The sequence below is a fragment of the Paenibacillus sp. AR247 genome (assembly GCF_002968895.1).
GTDB classification, from domain to species: domain Bacteria; phylum Bacillota; class Bacilli; order Paenibacillales; family Paenibacillaceae; genus Paenibacillus_AQ; species Paenibacillus_AQ favisporus.
On record NZ_PCZT01000018.1, the window covers coordinates 41,730 to 59,048 of the forward strand.

Sequence of the window (17,319 nt, forward strand, 5' to 3'; positions counted from 1 at the left end):
TCGAATTTCATGCATCCGTTTACTTGGCACGGTCGCTTGCATGGAGGGGTCCCGATGTTCAACTCATACTTGATCGAAGCCGCCCCAATTTGCCACAATGGAACAATGGAGGTGGATTGACATGGGAGAAAGAAAAATCATTGACGCTTCGGCCAAGCTGAACACGGTGGAGTCGATCCGGGCGGATCTCGGCCGTCTCGGCGTCCGGGAGGGTGACACCCTGCTGGTGCATTCCTCGCTATCCAAAATCGGCTGGGTGTGCGGCGATGCGGAAGCTGTCGTTCTGGCGCTGCAGCAGGCGCTCGGCAGTGCCGGGACGCTGGTGATGCCGGCCCACAGCGGCCAGAATTCCGATCCTGCGGAATGGGCCAATCCGCCCGTACCATCCGCATGGCTGGAGGAAATTTACGCGCATATGCCGGCGTTTGACCCGGATTACACGGCGACCCGGGCGATGGGGAGAATCGCGGAGCAGTTCCGCTCGCTGCCGGGAACCCTCCGCTCGTACCATCCGCAGGTGTCGTTTGCAGCCAGGGGGCCGCTTGCGGCAGAAATTACAGGTGTACACGCGCTGACGCCGCAGTTCGGCCAGGATTCGCCGCTGGGAGCCCTGTACCGGCTGGATGCCAAGGTGCTGCTGCTTGGGGTCGGATACGACTCATGCACGACCTTTCATATGGCGGAGACGCAGATCGATGAAATGCCGCGGAAAAGAATGGGGGCAGCCATTCTGGAGGACGGCGTGAGAACGTGGAAATGGTTCGAAGACTATGCCTACGATTCCGACGACTTTGACCGGCTCGGGCAGGATTTTGAAGAGCAGGGACATGCTGCTGTCGGTAAGGTAGGCATGGCGGAATGCCGGCTGCTGCCCGTCAGGGCGGCCGTGGATTATGCGGCTTCATGGTTAAAAAAGCACCGCTTCGCATAAGAAGCGGTGCCTTCTGCCTGTTGAGAAACTTCAACGGGCTTTTTTTAGAGATCAGAAAGTATAAGTTTCGGAGCTTCTGCTTCCTGATCTCGCAAGAAAAACTTCCTCTAGACGCGGTCTGTCTTCTTTGAAAGTACGTCGATAACGTTTTTCTTATCATTCAGGAAATGATGCGGCTTGATTTCCTAGGGAGATTGGAGGTTCCACTTATCCAAAAGTGAAGATGGGTTTCACAAGATGAGTTTCACTTCCGGGGGGATTCATTCTTGCGGATTTCAGTTCGAGAACGATGGCGCCCCTCAAGTTAGAAACGTTTGGCAGCTTCCTTAGCCTGTGCAATCGCTTTTTCTTTTATAAAAGGAGCCTGCTCTGATACCGCCGTTCCTTCAACAAAAATAGCCTCAGTTTCAATCCCATAGAACTGCAAAATCGTTTTCATATAGCTGTATCCCATTTCTATTGGAGCTAAAGGACCCTCCGAATAAACGGAACCGCTGGCTTGAATGTGTAAGGCTTTCTTGCCGGGCAGCAGACCTATAGGACCCTTTTCGGTATACTTGAACGTTTTGCCCGGAATGGAGGTCGCATCCGTGTATGCTTTCAAAACCGGCGGGACCGTAAAATTCCACATCGGAGACACAAAAACGTACTTATCGGCTGCCATAAATTGATTGAGAATTTCCTCAAGACGGGCCACTTTTGATTTTTCAGCTTCGGACAGCTGATCCAAAGACGAACCCGACCGAAGCTTTCCCCACCCCCTTAAAACATCAGCATCAATTTGCGGAATATTTTCTTTATACAGATCCAAATGAACAACTTCGTCGGTTGGATTTGCTTCACGGTACGCTCCAATAAATTGTTTGCCCACCGCAAGGCTATAAGATTCCTCCGGATTAAGGGGATGTGCAGTGATGTACAGTACAGTTGCCATGCTTCAAACTTCCCTTCTGTAATGATATTAAGAACACTTACAATGCTGATCATATAATACTAACTCACTTATGGTAAGTAGGAACAATAATGTGGTATAGTAACAAAAAAGGTACCGTAACGGAGGTGGGCCTATGCAAAAGAACCCTGCCCAATGTCAATTCGTAGTTGCGCTGGATTCGATCGTCGGCAAATGGAAGCCGATTATCCTTTATCATTTGCTTCAAGGCAAGCCTTTGCGGTTCAATGAGCTCAGAAGATTGCTGCCCGATATCACGCAAAGGATGCTTACGCTCCATCTGCGCGAATTGGAGGAAGAGGAGATCGTCAAACGAGTCGTTTATCCGCAGGTCCCGCCTAAAGTGGAATACTCCATCACGGAATACGGAAAGAGCCTGTCGCCGATTTTGGAATACCTGCATCAATGGGGAGTAGCCCATGTTAAGCGAAAACAGCTCAAAATGAATAATCAAGAACAAACAGAAACGGACTAGCATAATAAGCGCTAGTCCGTTTTATTCTGTTTCGAAACACATCATACAACGAGCGGTGATTGTGAAGCGTGTCTGGGATCGCGGCCTGGCGTCAGCTCGAAGGAAGCCAAATAAGCTAACGCCAAATGGCACCGCTTCGCATGAGGAGCGGTGCCTTTTTGGGCTTGTCGTTACAGATCCGCTACCACGCGGAAACCGATGTTGCCTGTAGAGCTGTCCGGCGTGTTGCCGCTGCGTGCAGCGACGCGGTACCGGTTGCAGTAGGATTGATGGCATAAATACGATCCGCCCTTCATGAGGCGGGCGTTACCCTGGGCAGGCCCTTCCGGCCGGTCCGAAGATCCGCGCTGTGCAGGGTCGGACGTAAACCAGTCCCCGCACCATTCCCATACGTTGCCCGACATGTTATACAGCCCGTATCCGTTCGGAAGATAGGCGTCAACGGGGGCGGTGCCGAGGTAGCCGTCGCTGGCGTGGTTTTTGGTAGGGAATACGCCCTGCCAAATGTTGCAGCGGTGTTCGCCGCCGGGGCGCAGCACGTCGCCCCAAGGGTAACGCTTGCGCTCCAGGCCGCCGCGGGCCGCGGCTTCCCACTCCACTTCGTTGGGCAGCCGGACGCCAGCCCAGGCGCAGTAAGCGGCAGCGTCATTCCAGGAGACGTGGACCACGGGATGGTCCATCCGGTCACCAATGCTGCTGCCGGGGCCTTCCGGCTCCCGCCAGGTGGCGCCTTCGACGCCGAGCCACCATGGCGTCCGCTCCGGAGAGCCGACGATCTTCACCTGCTGGGGATCCGGAATCAGCAGCTGGAAAACGTACGACCAGCCGAATTTCTCGGCTTCGGTGACGTAGCCGGTCGCCTGGACGAAAGCGGCGAACTCGGCGTTCGTGACGGCATAAGGCGATATGCGGAACGCCGGAATGTGCACCGGCCGTGCAGGCCCTTCGGCATCCGAGGCGAAGCCTTCCCCGTCATCGGTGCCGAGGATATAGGTACCCTCGGGGATGATCGGCCATTGGGAAGGTTCGGGCCGAGCCGAATGTTCTGCAAGGCTTGGCTCCTGCTGGGCGACTGAGCTGTGGAAACGCTCAGCTGCAGAGATGGTATGAGCCGGCGAAGCTTCCTTGGGATCAGCCGATGCTGCCGCCGATGTGTCCGATTCCGTGCCGGTCTCTGCCCTGCCGGAATCTTGAAGCTGCGGAAGGCTGCTTGCGGCCCCTGTTTCCCCTTCGTGAAAATCCTTTGCTTCAGGCGCGTTTAAGTGTCCGGCAGCAGGCGTTCCGCAGGCGGGAGCCTGCAAAGCGGCTTCACGCCCGGCAGAACAGCAGCAGGAGGAGGTTTCGGCCTTTCCGTCATTTCCCGACGTTGGAACGGTGGAGGAGGTCTCTTGGGTCATTTTTGGTCCTTGCTCCTTTCCTGGTAGGAGGATGTTCGTTCTTTCATGTCTTGTGTCCGTTCGGATTTAACCCGTGTCCGCCCGCATGCTGGCAACAGCTCAAGCCCGGCTGGCTTCATAGCTGGGCAGGCAGCAGTGTGCTCTCTGGGAGGGCGGCGGCCGCTGCGGGCTCTGAGGGTCTCAACAGGCTTTGAGGGCAAAGCGGCCCCAAAAAAACGAGCTATGAGGATGCGGCGGGCCCTGAGGGCTTCACGGACGCAGCCGGCTCAGCAGGTCAGTTGCTCCAGCATCAGGAGCGCCGCCCCGACGGCGATCGCTTCCTCGCCATAGCTGCCTTTGCTGAAAATGACCTGATATTTCGGGTAATGGTACGTTTTGCGGATGGCGGTCTGGGTCGCCGTATAGAAGAACAGGTTCGAATCCGTCATCAGCGGTCCGCCGAGAACGACCTTCTCGGGATACAAAATGTTCAGCAGATTGGCCAGACCGATGCCGAAGTATGTTGCCGCCTGGGTCACGACTTCCGTGACCATCGGATCCATCTGCTTCAGCGCCTGCATAATGTGGCTGAAGCGGGCCGGCTCGCCCGGCTCCAGCATCTGCTGCAGCCGGCTGCTTCGGCCGATCCGCAGCCGGGAATTCACCTCGCGTTCGATCGCATGGACCGACGCGTAGGAATCGAGGCAGCCGTGATTGCCTTTGGCGGTTCGGTAAGGGATGCCATCCGCCTGGATGATCATCTGCCCGAACGAGCCTTCCATATCGGCTGCCCCATAGATCAGCTTGCTGTCCGACATCATGGACAGCCGCAGGCCCGTGCCGCCATGCACGTACAGCATGTGGCGGAAATCCTTGCCGCGGTTCGCCCATGCTTCGGCGACGATGGCGGCATTGGCGCCGTTGTCGAGCAGCACCGGAACGTGCAGCGCCTCCTCGATCAGGCGCACGATCTCGACATGCTGCCAGCCCGGCGCGGCAAACCACTCCGGCTCCTCGATGATGCCCGCCTCTCGGTCGAGCGGGCCGACGGCGCCGATACCCATGCCAATGATTTGATCCAGCGGGATGCCGTGCGCGGCAATCCATTCCCGGGCCCGGCCGACAACCTCGCCGATGAGCCGCTCCGGCGTCATGTCGCCTGTCATGTCCCATTCGGCTGTTTCCAGCGTCTGCCCGGCTAAATCGAGCAAAATGAGGCGGGAGACGACGCGGGAGACATCCAGGCCAAACGCATAGCCGTACTCGCCCCGGACCTGGTACAGAATCGGACGCCGTCCCCCGGTTGAAGCGCCGAGGCCGCTCTCGCTAATGACGCCGATGGAGACGAGCTCGTCGAGGACGCGGGTCAGCGTACTGATCGTCAGCCCGCTTGACGCCAGCAGGTCGCTCTTGGAAATCTCCTGCTTGCGCCGGATATCATAGAACAGTTCCTTGGCTTTCGGTGAGGGAATGCGTTCTTTTACATTCCATCTCTCTTCCTTAAAATCTTGCATATCGTCGTTATCCTCACTATTCTGAACCGTTAAGGCCAGCGGTTTATTGCCCCACAATATGATCCGGCGGCAAACGCCGGAAGGGCTCTGCTGGCAATGGTTTTTCTACAATTATACGTACAGGCTGCTTCATGATTATCATACACACGGACCCAGCAAGTGGCAACCGGACTGCATCCTCATCTGTGAGGTGTTATCCCCCCATTATACCGATCTTAATTTCTTTTTGAAATAAAGTAATCAGAGTAATCCGTTTTCATCGCTTTCCCATCGGGGTAATCTGCACGAAAAAACGAATAATTTCATTTACTTTTCATCACGTGAAGGGTTTAATAAGGGGGAACAGGCATTTTCAAGGATTCTCTCAGGGTTATCGATCATATCCGCTGGATTCAAGGAGGAGAGCCGATGAATAGGAACGAAGAGCAAGGCAGGCCCAACGTGCTGCTGATTACCGTGGATCAGATGCGATTCGACTGCCTCAGCATCGCCGGCCACCCCGTCGTGGAAACGCCGAATCTGGACGAGCTTGCCCGGACCGGCGTGAGGTTCAGCCGCGCCTATTCGGCAACCCCGACCTGCGTGCCGGCGCGGGCGGCCATCTTTACGGGCCAGTCTCAGCGGACGCACGGACGCGTTGGGTATCAGGACCGGGTACCGTGGAATGATCCGGTCACGCTGCCCGGGGAGCTGGCCAAAGCGGGATACCATACGCAGTGCATCGGTAAAATGCATGTGTATCCCGCCCGAAACCTGATGGGCTTTCACAACGTGGTGCTGCATGACGGATACCTGCATCACAACCGCAATTTTCACGGCATCCCGATGCAGGAGCATTACGATCAGGTGGACGATTACCTGCAGTGGCTCCGGGAAAGGGTGCCCGGAGCCGATCTGATCGACACGGGCCTGGACTGCAACGCATCGACCGTCGCACGGCCGTGGCATCTGGACGAAATGAAGCATCCGACGAACTGGGTCGTGACCCAGTCGATCGACTTTCTGCGCCGCAGAGACCCGGGCAAGCCGTTCTTTCTATGGATGTCCTTCGTCCGTCCGCATCCGCCGTTCGATCCGCCGCAGGCGTATCTGGACCTGTACGAAGATGCGGATATTCCGGATCCGCCGGTCGGAGACTGGGCGCAGGGGGATGACCCCGCCCTGGAAGGTTTGGCGCCGACAACGGGCAAGGGGCTCGTCCCCAAACGAAGGCTGCGCCGGGCGATGGCCGCTTATTATGCACTGATCACCCATCTGGACCACCAAATCGGCCGGTTCCTGCAGGCGCTGAACGAGTACGGAGAACTCCATAACACGGTGATCATGTTTACCTCGGATCATGGGGAGCTGCTTGGCGACCATCACTTGTTCCGGAAGGCGCTGCCCTATGAAGGAAGTGCCCACGTGCCGTTGATCGTGAACGACCCTGGGGGCCAGCTCCATCTCAAACAGGGCACCGTGGCCGATGAGGTCGTGGAGCTGCGTGACATCATGCCGTCGCTGCTTGATGCAGCCGGGGTTCAGATCCCGGAAAGCGTGGAAGGGGACAGCATTTGGAGGCTGGCAGCGGCCAGGAACGAAGCGGATACAGCATCGCCGGTATGGCGGAGCCATCTGCATGGGGAGCATGCCTACGGTCATCAGTCTACCCAATGGGTCACGGACGGGACCGAGAAGTTCATCTGGTATCCGCAAACCGGCGAAGAGCAGTTTTTTAATCTGGCGGAAGACCCTATGGAGCTGCACAACGCCATTTCCGACGAAGCCTGCCGGGAACAAATCGATCATTGGCGTTCTATTCTCATCCGTGAGCTGGAAGGGCGGGAGGAAGGCTTTACGGACGGGGAGCGGCTTATCGCCGGCCGGAAGCAGGCGGCCGTACTGTCCCATATCCGCACTTGATGCGCAGCAGCGGATTCATTGAACTAACGATATTGCATTATCGATATATAAACGTAGGATGGCTGCCTGGCTACAGGCAGATGTATACAGCTTAAACTGTTTTTTGCGATACGTTAACCGTAAATTAAGGAGATGATCCGAATGTTAAAGCTTGACCGGGTTTGGGAAGACACAAGCATCCTTCATATTCACCGCGAAGAGCCGAGATCCTATTACATTCCTTATGGCGACGCCGCTTCGGCGCGTTCCGGCAAGCGCTCGAGATCCCCTTTGTTCCAAACCTTGAATGGGTCCTGGAAATTCAGGTACCACGAAAGTGTCCAGGACGTGACGGATCCGTTTTATGAAGACGCTTTCGATGCCTCATCATGGGATGAGCTTGTCGTCCCGTCATGCTGGCAGACCGAAGGCTACGACCAGCTCCATTATACGAATGTCAATTATCCGATCACGGTAGATCCGCCATATGTCCCGGATGCGAATCCGGCGGGGCTCTACGTCAGAGAGTTTACGGTGCGCGAAGACTGGACGGGCAAGCAGGTCTATACCATGTTCGAAGGGGTCAATTCCTGCTTCTACCTGTGGATCAACGGGCAGTTCGCCGGATACAGCCAAGGCAGCCGGATTCCGGCCGAGTTTAACGTTTCCGGACTGATCCGGCCGGGTACGAACCGCATCGCCGTCATGGTATTGAAATGGTGCGACGGCACTTATTTGGAAGACCAGGACCTATGGCGCTTCTCCGGGATTTTCCGGGATGTATACCTTCTAGCCCGGGATGAGGCTCATGTCCGCGACGTATTTATCAAACAGGACATTTCACCGGATCACTCCTCAGCGAAGCTTCTGTGTGAGCTGGAGACGACCGGCGCCCTGGATGCGCTGGTGCTGCTGCAGGATGCGGAAGGATCGACCGTCGCCAAAGGGGCGGTGCGGGCAGACGGGCGGAGCGTCATCACGCTGGACATCGAAAATCCGGTGCTGTGGAACGCGGAACAGCCCTATCTGTATGAGCTGTTTGTGCAGGATGGAAGGGAAGTGCTACGTTTTCCGGTCGGATTCCGCCGGATTGACATCGTTGACAGCGTATTCCGGATCAACGGCCAAGCTGTCAAGCTGAAGGGCGTGAACCGTCACGACTCCCACCCAGATTTGGGACAGACGGTGCCGCTGAACCACATGATCCGGGACTTGAAGCTGATGAAGCGGCATAACGTCAATACGGTCCGGACCTCCCACTATCCGAACGACCCGCGGTTTTTGGAGCTGTGCGACCGGATGGGCTTCTACGTGGTCGACGAGGCCGATCTGGAGTGCCACGGGCTGGCCGTATCCGGCGATTTCCATCAGCTGACCCGCGATCCTGATTGGGAAAAGGCATTTGTGGACCGGGCCATCCGGCTGGTGGAGCGCGACAAAAACCATCCTTGCGTCATTATCTGGTCCATGGGCAACGAATCGGGATATGGGCGCAATCATATCGCCATGGCCGAATGGACCCGTAGCCGGGATGACAGCAGGCTTGTCCATTATGAAGGCGCCTCCCGGCGTTACCACGGCGATACCGATACCGAGGCGCTCGACATCGAAAGCGAAATGTATCCGACGCTGGAATACGTGGAGAGCTACGGTCAAAATCCGGATCACGCGAAGCCGCTGTTCCTGTGCGAATACAGCCATGCCATGGGCAATGGGCCCGGCGATCTGAAAGAGTATTGGGATTTGTTCTACGCATACCCGAATTTGATGGGCGGCTGCGTGTGGGAATGGAATGATCACGGCATCCGCACCAAGGCGCCGGACGGGCGCGAATATTTCGGATACGGCGGGGACTTCGGGGACCATCCGAACGACGGCAACTTCTGCATCGACGGCCTCGTGTCGCCGGACCGGGTTCCGCATGCCGGACTGCTGGAGCTCAAGCAGGTCATTGCACCGGTGCGAATGGAAGCCGAGGATTTGTCGCGCGGCACGCTGATCATTACGAATCTTTACGATTTTTCGGATCTGTCCCATCTGACCTTCGACTGGAAGCTGGAGCGCTGCGGAGAAATCGTGGAGCAGGGAAGCCTCGGGACGATCCAGGCGGGTCCGCAGGAGAGCGTGACGGTCATCATTCCGTTTCAAAAGGCTTTTCCCGATGGCCGCTGCTTCCTGACGCTGACCGCCTCGCTCTGCGAATCCACGGAGTGGTCCGAGCGGGGAGAGGAAATCGCGTTCGCCCAGTTTGAAATGGCGGCGGAGGAGTCTGCAGTCCAGCCGGAGCAAGGGTGGCTGACGGCTCTGCGCGCACGTCCCGTGCACGTCGCGGAGGACGGGGCGCAGCTTATCGTGACGGGTATGGATTTCCGCCACGTGTTCGACCGGAACCTTGGAACCTTCATCTGCATCTCGAAGCAGGGGGTGGATATGCTCGCAGCGCCGCTATCCTTTAGCATCTGGCGGGCGCCGACGGACAATGACCGCAACGTCCAGCGTCAATGGAAGGATGCGGGTTATCACCGGGCAGGCACGAAAGTATACCAGGTCCGGGTCAGCGAGCCGCAAGACGATGCGATCGAGATGACCGTGGATTTTTCGCTCGGCGGCTATATGAAGCATCCTGTCCTTCATGGACAGGCCGTATGGCGGGTGGACGGTTCCGGAGAAATCGCGCTGGCCACGAGCGTCAAGCTTCGGGAGGGGCTGCCGTTTCTGCCCCGCTTTGGGCTGAAGGCCGTCATGCCGGCCGGCACCGAGGAGGTTGAGTATTTCGGCCTGGGTCCGCATGCGAGCTATGTCGACAAGCGCCAAAGCGTACGGGTCGGCAGATACCTTCTCCGCGTCGACGACATGTTCGAGCCGTACATTATGCCGCAGGAGAACGGCTCTCGCTACGGGACGGAGTGGGCGACGGTAACAAGCGAACGGGGCATGGGGCTTGCTTTCCACGGAAATGCGCCGTTTTCGTTTAACGCCTCCCATTACTCACCGGAAGACCTGGAGGAAGCCACCCACCTGCACCAGCTGGTCAAGCGGAAGGAGACGATCGTTCATCTTGACTACAAAATGAGCGGCGTCGGTTCCAATTCCTGCGGTCCAGAGCTGCTGGAGAAGTACCGGCTCGATGAGCGGGAATTCAAGTTTTCCATCCGGCTTCGTCCAGTTTTCAAAGAAGACGAATAAGAGGCAGAACATAACGAACCCCCGGCTCCTACTTGGAGCCAGGGGTTTTTGCATGTACGGGCGTTAATCGAACAAGTCCCCGAACACATCAAGCACGCTTTTTTCTTTTTCTTATGATGCGGGTAAGAGGAATGGCCATGCTTGTCATATTTGTCATAGGACTGCTGCTGCGTTGGATAGGGCTGGCCTGAAGGGTAGCTGTCTCTCGGCCTCTGGTTTCGGTCAGCATCTCCGTAATACCATTCATTATAGTCTCCGCGGACTTCACGCACGTCGGACATCAGCTTGTCCAGCTCTCCGCGGTCCAGCCACACGCCTTTGCATGTCGGGCAAATGTCGATCAGAATCCCGTCTTTCTCCACTTCCCTCATGCGGGAGTCTTCGCATATCGGACACTTCATCTCGATTCCTCCTTGTCATGCCATATTTCTAATGTATACGGATAAGGAGCGGGATGGTTTCTTCTAAAATGTTCAACCGGTCTTCCGATCCTCGCTACAAAGCTTCTGCTTGACAAAAACTCATTATAAAAATATACTTACTTACAAAAAGTAATTAAATAAAAGTTAGGGGAGTGCCGACATGCATCCTGAAATGAAGCTTGGACCGGTTAAAATCAAGATCAGCCGGATGGACCGTTCCATCGCCTTTTATACAGAAATTATCGGACTGGAAGTGTTGAAAAGAGAGGGGAGTACGGCGGAGCTGGGACCAAGGGGATCCGCAAGCCCGATTCTGATCCTCGAGGAGCTGGAGGACGCCGTCATCGTGCCGGAGCGTTCGCATGCGGGACTGTACCATTTTGCGATCCTGCTGCCGAGCCGGGAACATCTCGGAACGGTCGTCCGCCATTTCATCCAGACCGACACGCCGTTTGGCCAAGGGGACCACGCGGTCAGCGAAGCGATCTATTTGAGCGATCCGGATCAGAACGGGATCGAGGTCTATGCTGACCGTCCAAGAGATACGTGGCGCAAGGAGCCGAACGGGAATTACGTTATGGTCACCGAAGCGGTGGACATTCGCGGCCTGCTGGAGCAGTCGGCCGGACTGGAATGGCAGGGGCTGCCTGCGGGAACGGTGATCGGGCATGTTCACTTCCATGTCGGAAGCCTGTCCGAAGCGAAGCGTTTCTACTGCGATATACTGGGGTTTGACGTGGTCGGCGATTATGCGCGGATGCGCGCACTGTTCATCTCGGCCGGAGGTTACCATCACCATGTCGGCCTGAATATTTGGGCCGGCGCCGGAGCGCCGCCGGTACCGGCCAATGGCACCGGCATCGATTATATGACGATCGTGCTGCCGGGGGCGCGTGAGGTGGAGGAGCTCGTCCAGCGGGTCCGTGAAGCGGGAATGGCTGCGGAAGAGCAGGAAGAAGGCGCCTTTCTCGTCAGGGATCCCTGGAATATAGGGGTGCGGCTGACTTCGGCCGGTCGCGGCTGAGCACATTTTAAATAACCGCTTTTTAATAACAAGTCATGGCCTGCCGATCAAACCGTATTTCATAAACCGGGTCATTTCGCTCCGGAACTCGGAAAGGTTCTGCAGCAGTGCGCCCTGATTCATTTGGTCATGCTGGAGAATGGAGCAAATGCCGGCCGTCAGACCCAGCTCCAGGGTGAAAATTTCTTGGATCCCGTTCATGCTCCCTTCCTCGATCCGCCGCTTGATCTCCTTGATTTCGGCGCTTTGCCGGTACAAGGATTGGTCAAAGTATTGGGAAAGCTCGGGGTAACGCGAAGACTCGGCAAAAAGAATGCTGTACTGCTCATGGTTGCGCTCGATCATCGTGATCCGTTTATTCACGTAACGCTCGATCAGCTCTTCGTTCGTGCTCTGGCTCAAATCTGTGTGCGCCGTAGTTTCTTCATCGGGCTCGGCCGTAACAACGCACGCTTTGAGCAGCTCCATTTTACTGTTGAAATATTTATACATGGCCGCTTCGGAAATGCCGCAGGCTTTGGCGATTTCACTCGTCTTCGTGGCGTCATAGCCAGATGTAGAGAAAAGCGTTCTTGCCTGCTGGATGATCCGCTGCTTGGTCTGTTCGCCTTTGTTCATATCGATCTCCTTCAGTTTCGTGAAAAGGGTGTCCGTGTATTTAAAATTATAATAGAAGTGACAAAGAAGACCAGCATGTAAGCTGGTCTTTTTGTATGCCTGTTTAGACGATTATATCAGGTTAACTTTTTAAAAATCCAGGCTCTGCAAAGCTCGGATTCGGATATTTGTAGAAGCCCTCGCCGGCGGCGCGGCCAATCTTGCCTTTATCGAGGTATTCGGATTTCAGGAGATTCGCGATCTTTTCGAATTCCGGGTCGCCGGTCGCCTTGGCTTTGGCCAGGCCGATATTGTAGGCGGTGTTGATGCCCACCACGTCCAGAATGGCGAACGGTCCCATCGGAGCGCCGGTTGCCACCATCCATGTTTTGTCGATCGTTTCCGGGTCGGCCACTTCTTTGACCAGCAGCAGCTGAGCGGCTTCCAGCAGCGGGACCAGCAGGGAGTTCAGGATGTAGCCGGGCTGCTCCTTATGCAGCGGCAGGGCCACCATGCCGATCGCTTTGGCGAATTCGATGACGTCGTTGAACACGGTCGTGTCCGTGCCGGGATGCTTCATGATTTCGCCGGTGTTGTTTTTCCAGATTTCATTGGCAAAATGGAGCGCCAAAAACTTCTCCGGCCGCCCGGTTGCTTCGGCGAACTGGCTCGGCAGCAGGGTGGAAGAGTTCGTGGCAAATACGGTCCGTTCCGGGGCCACCTTGCTCAGCTCCTGGTAAAAATCGGTTTTGATCTGCACCACTTCGGGGATCGCTTCGATCACCAGATCGGCCTGTGCAACCGCTTGGGCCAGGTCGCTGTTGAAGGAGAGCCGGCTAAAAGCCGCGGCAAGTTCTTCCTCCGAGGCGCCAAGATCGCTCTGATAATGGGGCATCAGACCGTGGATCCGGCTTTTGGCCCGGTCCAGTGCCTCATCGTTAATGTCGTATACCGTGACTTCAAAGCCCTTGAAGGCGGTCTGAAAAGCAATTTGGCTGCCCAGCACGCCGCTGCCGGCAACCGTAATATGTTTGAAATTCATGATGCATTGCTCCTTTTCTTAGATGTGGTTATTGTCGTCTTCGGGTTATCCATTCATACGAAAAGCCCAAGGTGGGGAAGGCCTGCGTGGATTGCCGCCAGGATCGCCCGCCAGCCGATAAGAGATATCCCAGCAGCAAACAAAGTTCAAAAGTAAGTACTTACTAACTTATTTTCAAACCGATTATGCTCCTTTTTTCCTACCAAGTCAACAGCACAAATCAGGCAAAATTGTTCTTGCCTTTTTCACATGGCGGGGATACAATGAACCCATACAACTTGTACGTACATGTTCTGATAAATTGTGTATTACTATATATAAGTATGTACAAGTAAAAATATCAGTTTACGCACAGCAAGTGGACGAAACCGAAACATGGGAGGCTATAATCATGAAATTGAAACCGCATTCATTTTGGTTTGTAACCGGCAGCCAGCACTTATACGGACCCGAAACGCTGGAACAGGTAGCCGATCATTCCCGGATCATCGCGGAGCAGCTCGGGCAGGATACCGCTGCGATTCCGTATCCGGTCGTTTTTAAACCGATCGTGAAGACGTCCGACGAGATTTACCAGCTGATCGTTGAGGCGAACAGTGACGAATCCTGTGCCGGCATTATTACGTGGATGCATACGTTCTCTCCGGCGAAAATGTGGATCCGCGGCCTGACGCAGCTCCAGAAGCCGCTGCTTCACCTGCATACGCAGTTTAACCGCGACATCCCTTGGGAAACGATCGACATGGACTTTATGAACCTTAACCAGGCTGCCCATGGCGACCGCGAGTACGGTCATATCGGAGCCAGACTGGGCATCGCCCGCAAGGTGGTCGTCGGCCACTGGGAAGACGGAGACGTGCGCCGCAGTATCGGCGGGTGGATGCGCACGGCGGCAGCCTTCGCGGAGAGCCGCAGCCTGAAGGTAGCGCGCTTTGGCGACAACATGCGCGAAGTAGCCGTTACGGAAGGCGACAAGGTTGAAGCGCAAATTCAGTTCGGCTGGTCGGTCAACGGCTACGGCGTCGGTGATTTGGTCCAGGTGCTGAACGAAGTGCAGGACAGCGAAGTAGAGACGCTCCTGAAAGAGTATGCAGAACAGTACAGCATTACGCAGGCGGGCTTGTCCGCCGGTCCGGTGCGCGACGCCATCGCTTATCAAGCGCGGATCGAAATCGCCATGCGCCGCTTCCTGGAGGAAGGCGGATTCGGGGCCTTCACGACGACGTTCGAAGACCTTCACGGACTCCGGCAGCTTCCGGGTCTTGCCGTGCAGCGGCTGATGGAATCCGGATACGGCTTCGGGGGCGAAGGCGACTGGAAGACGGCTGCACTGACCCGCGTCCTTAAGGTTCTTGCAAACAACAAGAGCACCTCGTTCATGGAGGATTACACGTACCATTTCGAGCCGGGCAACCATATGATTCTCGGAGCGCACATGCTCGAGGTATGTCCGACGATCGCGGCCACGAAGCCGACGATTGAAGTGCATCCGCTCGGCATCGGCGGCAAAGAGGATCCGGCTCGCATCGTGTTCGACGGCCAGGACGGCCCGGCGGTCAACGCTTCCCTCGTCGACCTTGGACACCGCTTCCGCCTTCTGGTGAACGTCGTGGACGGCGTGAAGGTCGACAAGCCGATGCCGAAGCTTCCGGTGGCCCGCGTGTTGTGGAAGCCGCAGCCGTCGCTCCGCGAATCGGCTGAAGCCTGGATCCTGGCCGGCGGCGCGCATCATACGGTGCTGTCTTATGCCATGACGGCTGAGAACCTGACGGACTTCGCCGAAATGGCCGGCATCGAAGCCGTGGTCATCGATAAAGATACGTCCGTGCAGCGCCTGAAGAACGAGCTTCGCTGGAGCGAGGCGGCTTACCGCTTGAGATAACCGGACCGATGTCTGTGTTCACCCGGCCTTGTGTTACAATACTCAAAGAGAACGAAGCCTTCCGGGATGAATCGGCAGATCCAGCCCGCAAGGCCGAAATACAGAGCATGCCGCTGAGGTGAATGATGAATAACAGACGGATTCCCAAATATATTCTACTGAAGAACGAGCTGCTGTCCTGGTTTGAATCGGGCAAGCTGAAGCCCGGGCAGCAGGTTCCTTCTGAAAATGAAATTGCCGAACAGTTCGGCCTGAGCCGCCAGACGGTGCGCCAGACGTTCAGCGAGCTGGAGAAGGAAGGCTGGCTTGAACGGATCCAGGGCAAAGGCACCTTCGCCCGGTTTCCGGGACGCCGCGAGAGCGAGCTGGTCAAGACGATCGGCATTATGACGACTTATATATCGGATTACATCTTCCCGCATATCGTACGGGGTGCGGAAGCTGAGCTGCGGAGCAAAGGCTACCGGCTGCTGCTGTCCAGCACCGACAATAACAAGGACAAGGAAATGGAGAGCCTGAAGCTGATGACCAGCCAGCCGCTCAGCGGACTGATCATCGAACCGACGAAGAGTGCGGAGGGCAACCGAACCTTGGCTATTATTTGGAGCTGCAGGAGAAGGGCATTCCTTACCTGATGATCAACGAGAAGTACCGGGAGCTGGAGTGCCCGCTGCTTCGGGTCGACGATGAGCTGGGCGGCTACAAGGCAGCCGACCATCTGCTGGCGAACGGGCATACCCGGATCGCCGGATTCTTCAAGCGGGACGACCTGCAGGGCGTCAACCGGTTGAAGGGCTTTCTGGCCGCCCACAAAGCGCGCGGCGTCGCCGTCGCTCCGAAGCGGGTCGTCACATATACGACCGAGCAGAAGAACGACCTGCCGTTCCGGCAGGCGCTGCAGCTGCTGAGCGGAGCGGCGGAGGAACGCCCGACCGCATTCGTCTGCTACAACGACGAGCTGGCGGTCAGCCTGATGGGGGCCGCGCTGCAGCTCGGACTCCGAGTGCCGGAGGACGTGTCGTTCGTCGGCTTCGACGACTCGATGCTGGCCTCGGCTTCCGGAACGAAGCTGACGACGCTGACTCATCCCAAGACGGCCATGGGCCGGGATGCGGCCAGCCAGCTGATCGCGATCATCGAAGAGGGATTGGCTCCCGGAGATACCTTGTACGAACCCGAGCTGGTGGAGCGGGACTCGGTTGTAAACCTGAACGTTAACGTGTAAAAAGGCAGATGAAAGTCCGGTTATACGGACTTTCATCATACAACTTGTACGTACAACTATAGTGGGAGAGGAAGTGTCTGCAATGCTGGAAGCACTGAAACAGCAGGTGCTGGAAGCGAATTTGGACCTGCCCAAACACGGGCTCGTCACGTTTACCTGGGGAAATGTCAGCGGCATCGACCGCGAGAGCGGGCTGTTCGTCATCAAGCCGAGCGGGGTGCCTTACGAAGAATTGAAGGCGGAGGACATGGTCGTTGTTGATCTGGAAGGCCGGGTGGTTGAAGGGAATTTGCGCCCGTCGTCCGATACGCCGACGCATATGGTGCTGTACCGCTCCTTCCCGGAAATCGGCGGCGTGGTGCATACCCACTCCCCGTGGGGCACGAGCTGGGCCCAGGCCGGGCGGGCGCTGCCTGCTTGCGGGACGACGCATGCCGACTATTTCTACGGTGAGATTCCGGTCACCCGACCGATGACGAAGGTGGAGATTGAAGGCGCTTACGAGCTGGAGACCGGCAACGTCATTGTGGAACGTTTCCACGAGCTGGGATTGGACCCGCTGGAGGTGCCGGGGATTCTCGTGCATGCGCATGCCCCGTTCGTCTGGGGCAAGGATGCGCATAATGCGGTGCACAATGCGGTGGTGCTCGAGGAAGTGGCCAAGATTACGGCCCGGATGCTTCAGCTGAACCCGGAGACGCCGCCGATGGACCAGAGCCTGCTGGACCGCCACTTTTTGCGAAAGCATGGAGTTAACGCCTACTACGGGCAGAAGTGATATTGCACAGCACATACAAATTTTGAAAACGCGG

12 protein-coding genes and 2 pseudogenes are annotated in these 17,319 nt (G+C 56.6%); 8 read left to right on the forward strand and 6 right to left on the reverse strand.

Going from position 1 to position 17,319, the window contains the following annotated elements:
• Positions 1-121 precede the first annotated feature (121 nt).
• Positions 122-931 (forward strand): AAC(3) family N-acetyltransferase, encoded by an 810-nt coding sequence (locus CPT76_RS25940; protein WP_105444960.1) that lies wholly within the window; start codon positions 122-124, stop codon positions 929-931.
• A 304-nt stretch (positions 932-1,235) separates the two neighbouring features.
• Here the strand turns inward: CPT76_RS25940 and CPT76_RS25945 are convergent, their stop codons facing one another.
• Complete coding sequence (locus tag CPT76_RS25945; RefSeq protein WP_105444961.1) at positions 1,236-1,865, reverse strand: FMN-dependent NADH-azoreductase; 630 nt, start codon at positions 1,863-1,865, stop codon at positions 1,236-1,238.
• 133 nt (positions 1,866-1,998) lie between these two features.
• On the opposite strand from CPT76_RS25945, the gene CPT76_RS25950 reads away from it, so the two are divergent.
• The gene (locus tag CPT76_RS25950; RefSeq protein WP_105444962.1) at positions 1,999-2,358 is read left to right on the forward strand and encodes a winged helix-turn-helix transcriptional regulator; all 360 of its coding nucleotides are present in this window, start codon (positions 1,999-2,001) and stop codon (positions 2,356-2,358) included.
• Positions 2,359-2,528: 170 nt separating this feature from the next.
• Here CPT76_RS25950 and CPT76_RS25955 read toward each other — a convergent pair whose 3' ends face one another.
• A complete protein-coding gene (locus tag CPT76_RS25955) occupies positions 2,529-3,368 on the reverse strand; it encodes a formylglycine-generating enzyme family protein (RefSeq protein WP_258168830.1) in 840 nt (279 codons plus the stop codon).
• A 653-nt stretch (positions 3,369-4,021) separates the two neighbouring features.
• Complete coding sequence (locus CPT76_RS25960) at positions 4,022-5,248, reverse strand: ROK family protein (RefSeq protein ID WP_105444964.1); 1,227 nt, start codon at positions 5,246-5,248, stop codon at positions 4,022-4,024.
• A 408-nt stretch (positions 5,249-5,656) separates the two neighbouring features.
• Between CPT76_RS25960 and CPT76_RS25965 the strand changes: the two genes are divergently transcribed.
• The gene (locus tag CPT76_RS25965) at positions 5,657-7,150 is read left to right on the forward strand and encodes an arylsulfatase (protein ID WP_105444965.1); all 1,494 of its coding nucleotides are present in this window, start codon (positions 5,657-5,659) and stop codon (positions 7,148-7,150) included.
• 141 nt (positions 7,151-7,291) lie between these two features.
• Entirely contained in the window at positions 7,292-10,315 is a 3,024-nt protein-coding gene (locus CPT76_RS25970) for a glycoside hydrolase family 2 TIM barrel-domain containing protein (protein ID WP_105444966.1), read from the forward strand.
• Between the two features lie 332 nt (positions 10,316-10,647).
• On the opposite strand, the pseudogene CPT76_RS41650 reads toward CPT76_RS25970, so the two are convergent.
• Positions 10,648-10,716: pseudogene (locus tag CPT76_RS41650) on the reverse strand (TFIIB-type zinc ribbon-containing protein); the annotation flags it as partial.
• 181 nt (positions 10,717-10,897) lie between these two features.
• On the opposite strand from CPT76_RS41650, the gene CPT76_RS25980 reads away from it, so the two are divergent.
• Positions 10,898-11,761: a VOC family protein gene (locus tag CPT76_RS25980; RefSeq protein WP_105444967.1), complete on the forward strand. Its 864-nt coding sequence runs from the start codon at positions 10,898-10,900 to the stop codon at positions 11,759-11,761.
• 33 nt (positions 11,762-11,794) lie between these two features.
• On the opposite strand, the gene CPT76_RS25985 is transcribed toward CPT76_RS25980, so the two are convergent.
• Positions 11,795-12,379, reverse strand: coding sequence for a TetR/AcrR family transcriptional regulator (locus CPT76_RS25985; protein ID WP_105444968.1), 585 nt, complete (start codon positions 12,377-12,379; stop codon positions 11,795-11,797).
• 121 nt (positions 12,380-12,500) lie between these two features.
• Positions 12,501-13,400, reverse strand: coding sequence for a 3-hydroxyacyl-CoA dehydrogenase (locus CPT76_RS25990; protein ID WP_105444969.1), 900 nt, complete (start codon positions 13,398-13,400; stop codon positions 12,501-12,503).
• Between the two features lie 391 nt (positions 13,401-13,791).
• Between CPT76_RS25990 and araA the strand changes: the two genes are divergently transcribed.
• From araA to araD, 3 genes and pseudogenes are all read left to right on the forward strand, one after another.
• Positions 13,792-15,282 (forward strand): L-arabinose isomerase, encoded by a 1,491-nt coding sequence (gene araA, locus CPT76_RS25995; RefSeq protein ID WP_105444970.1) that lies wholly within the window; start codon positions 13,792-13,794, stop codon positions 15,280-15,282.
• A 125-nt stretch (positions 15,283-15,407) separates the two neighbouring features.
• Positions 15,408-16,507: pseudogene (locus CPT76_RS26000) on the forward strand (substrate-binding domain-containing protein).
• 82 nt (positions 16,508-16,589) lie between these two features.
• Positions 16,590-17,285, forward strand: a complete 696-nt coding sequence (araD, locus tag CPT76_RS26005) for an L-ribulose-5-phosphate 4-epimerase (protein WP_105444971.1) — start codon at positions 16,590-16,592, stop codon at positions 17,283-17,285.
• Positions 17,286-17,319: the final 34 nt, after the last annotated feature.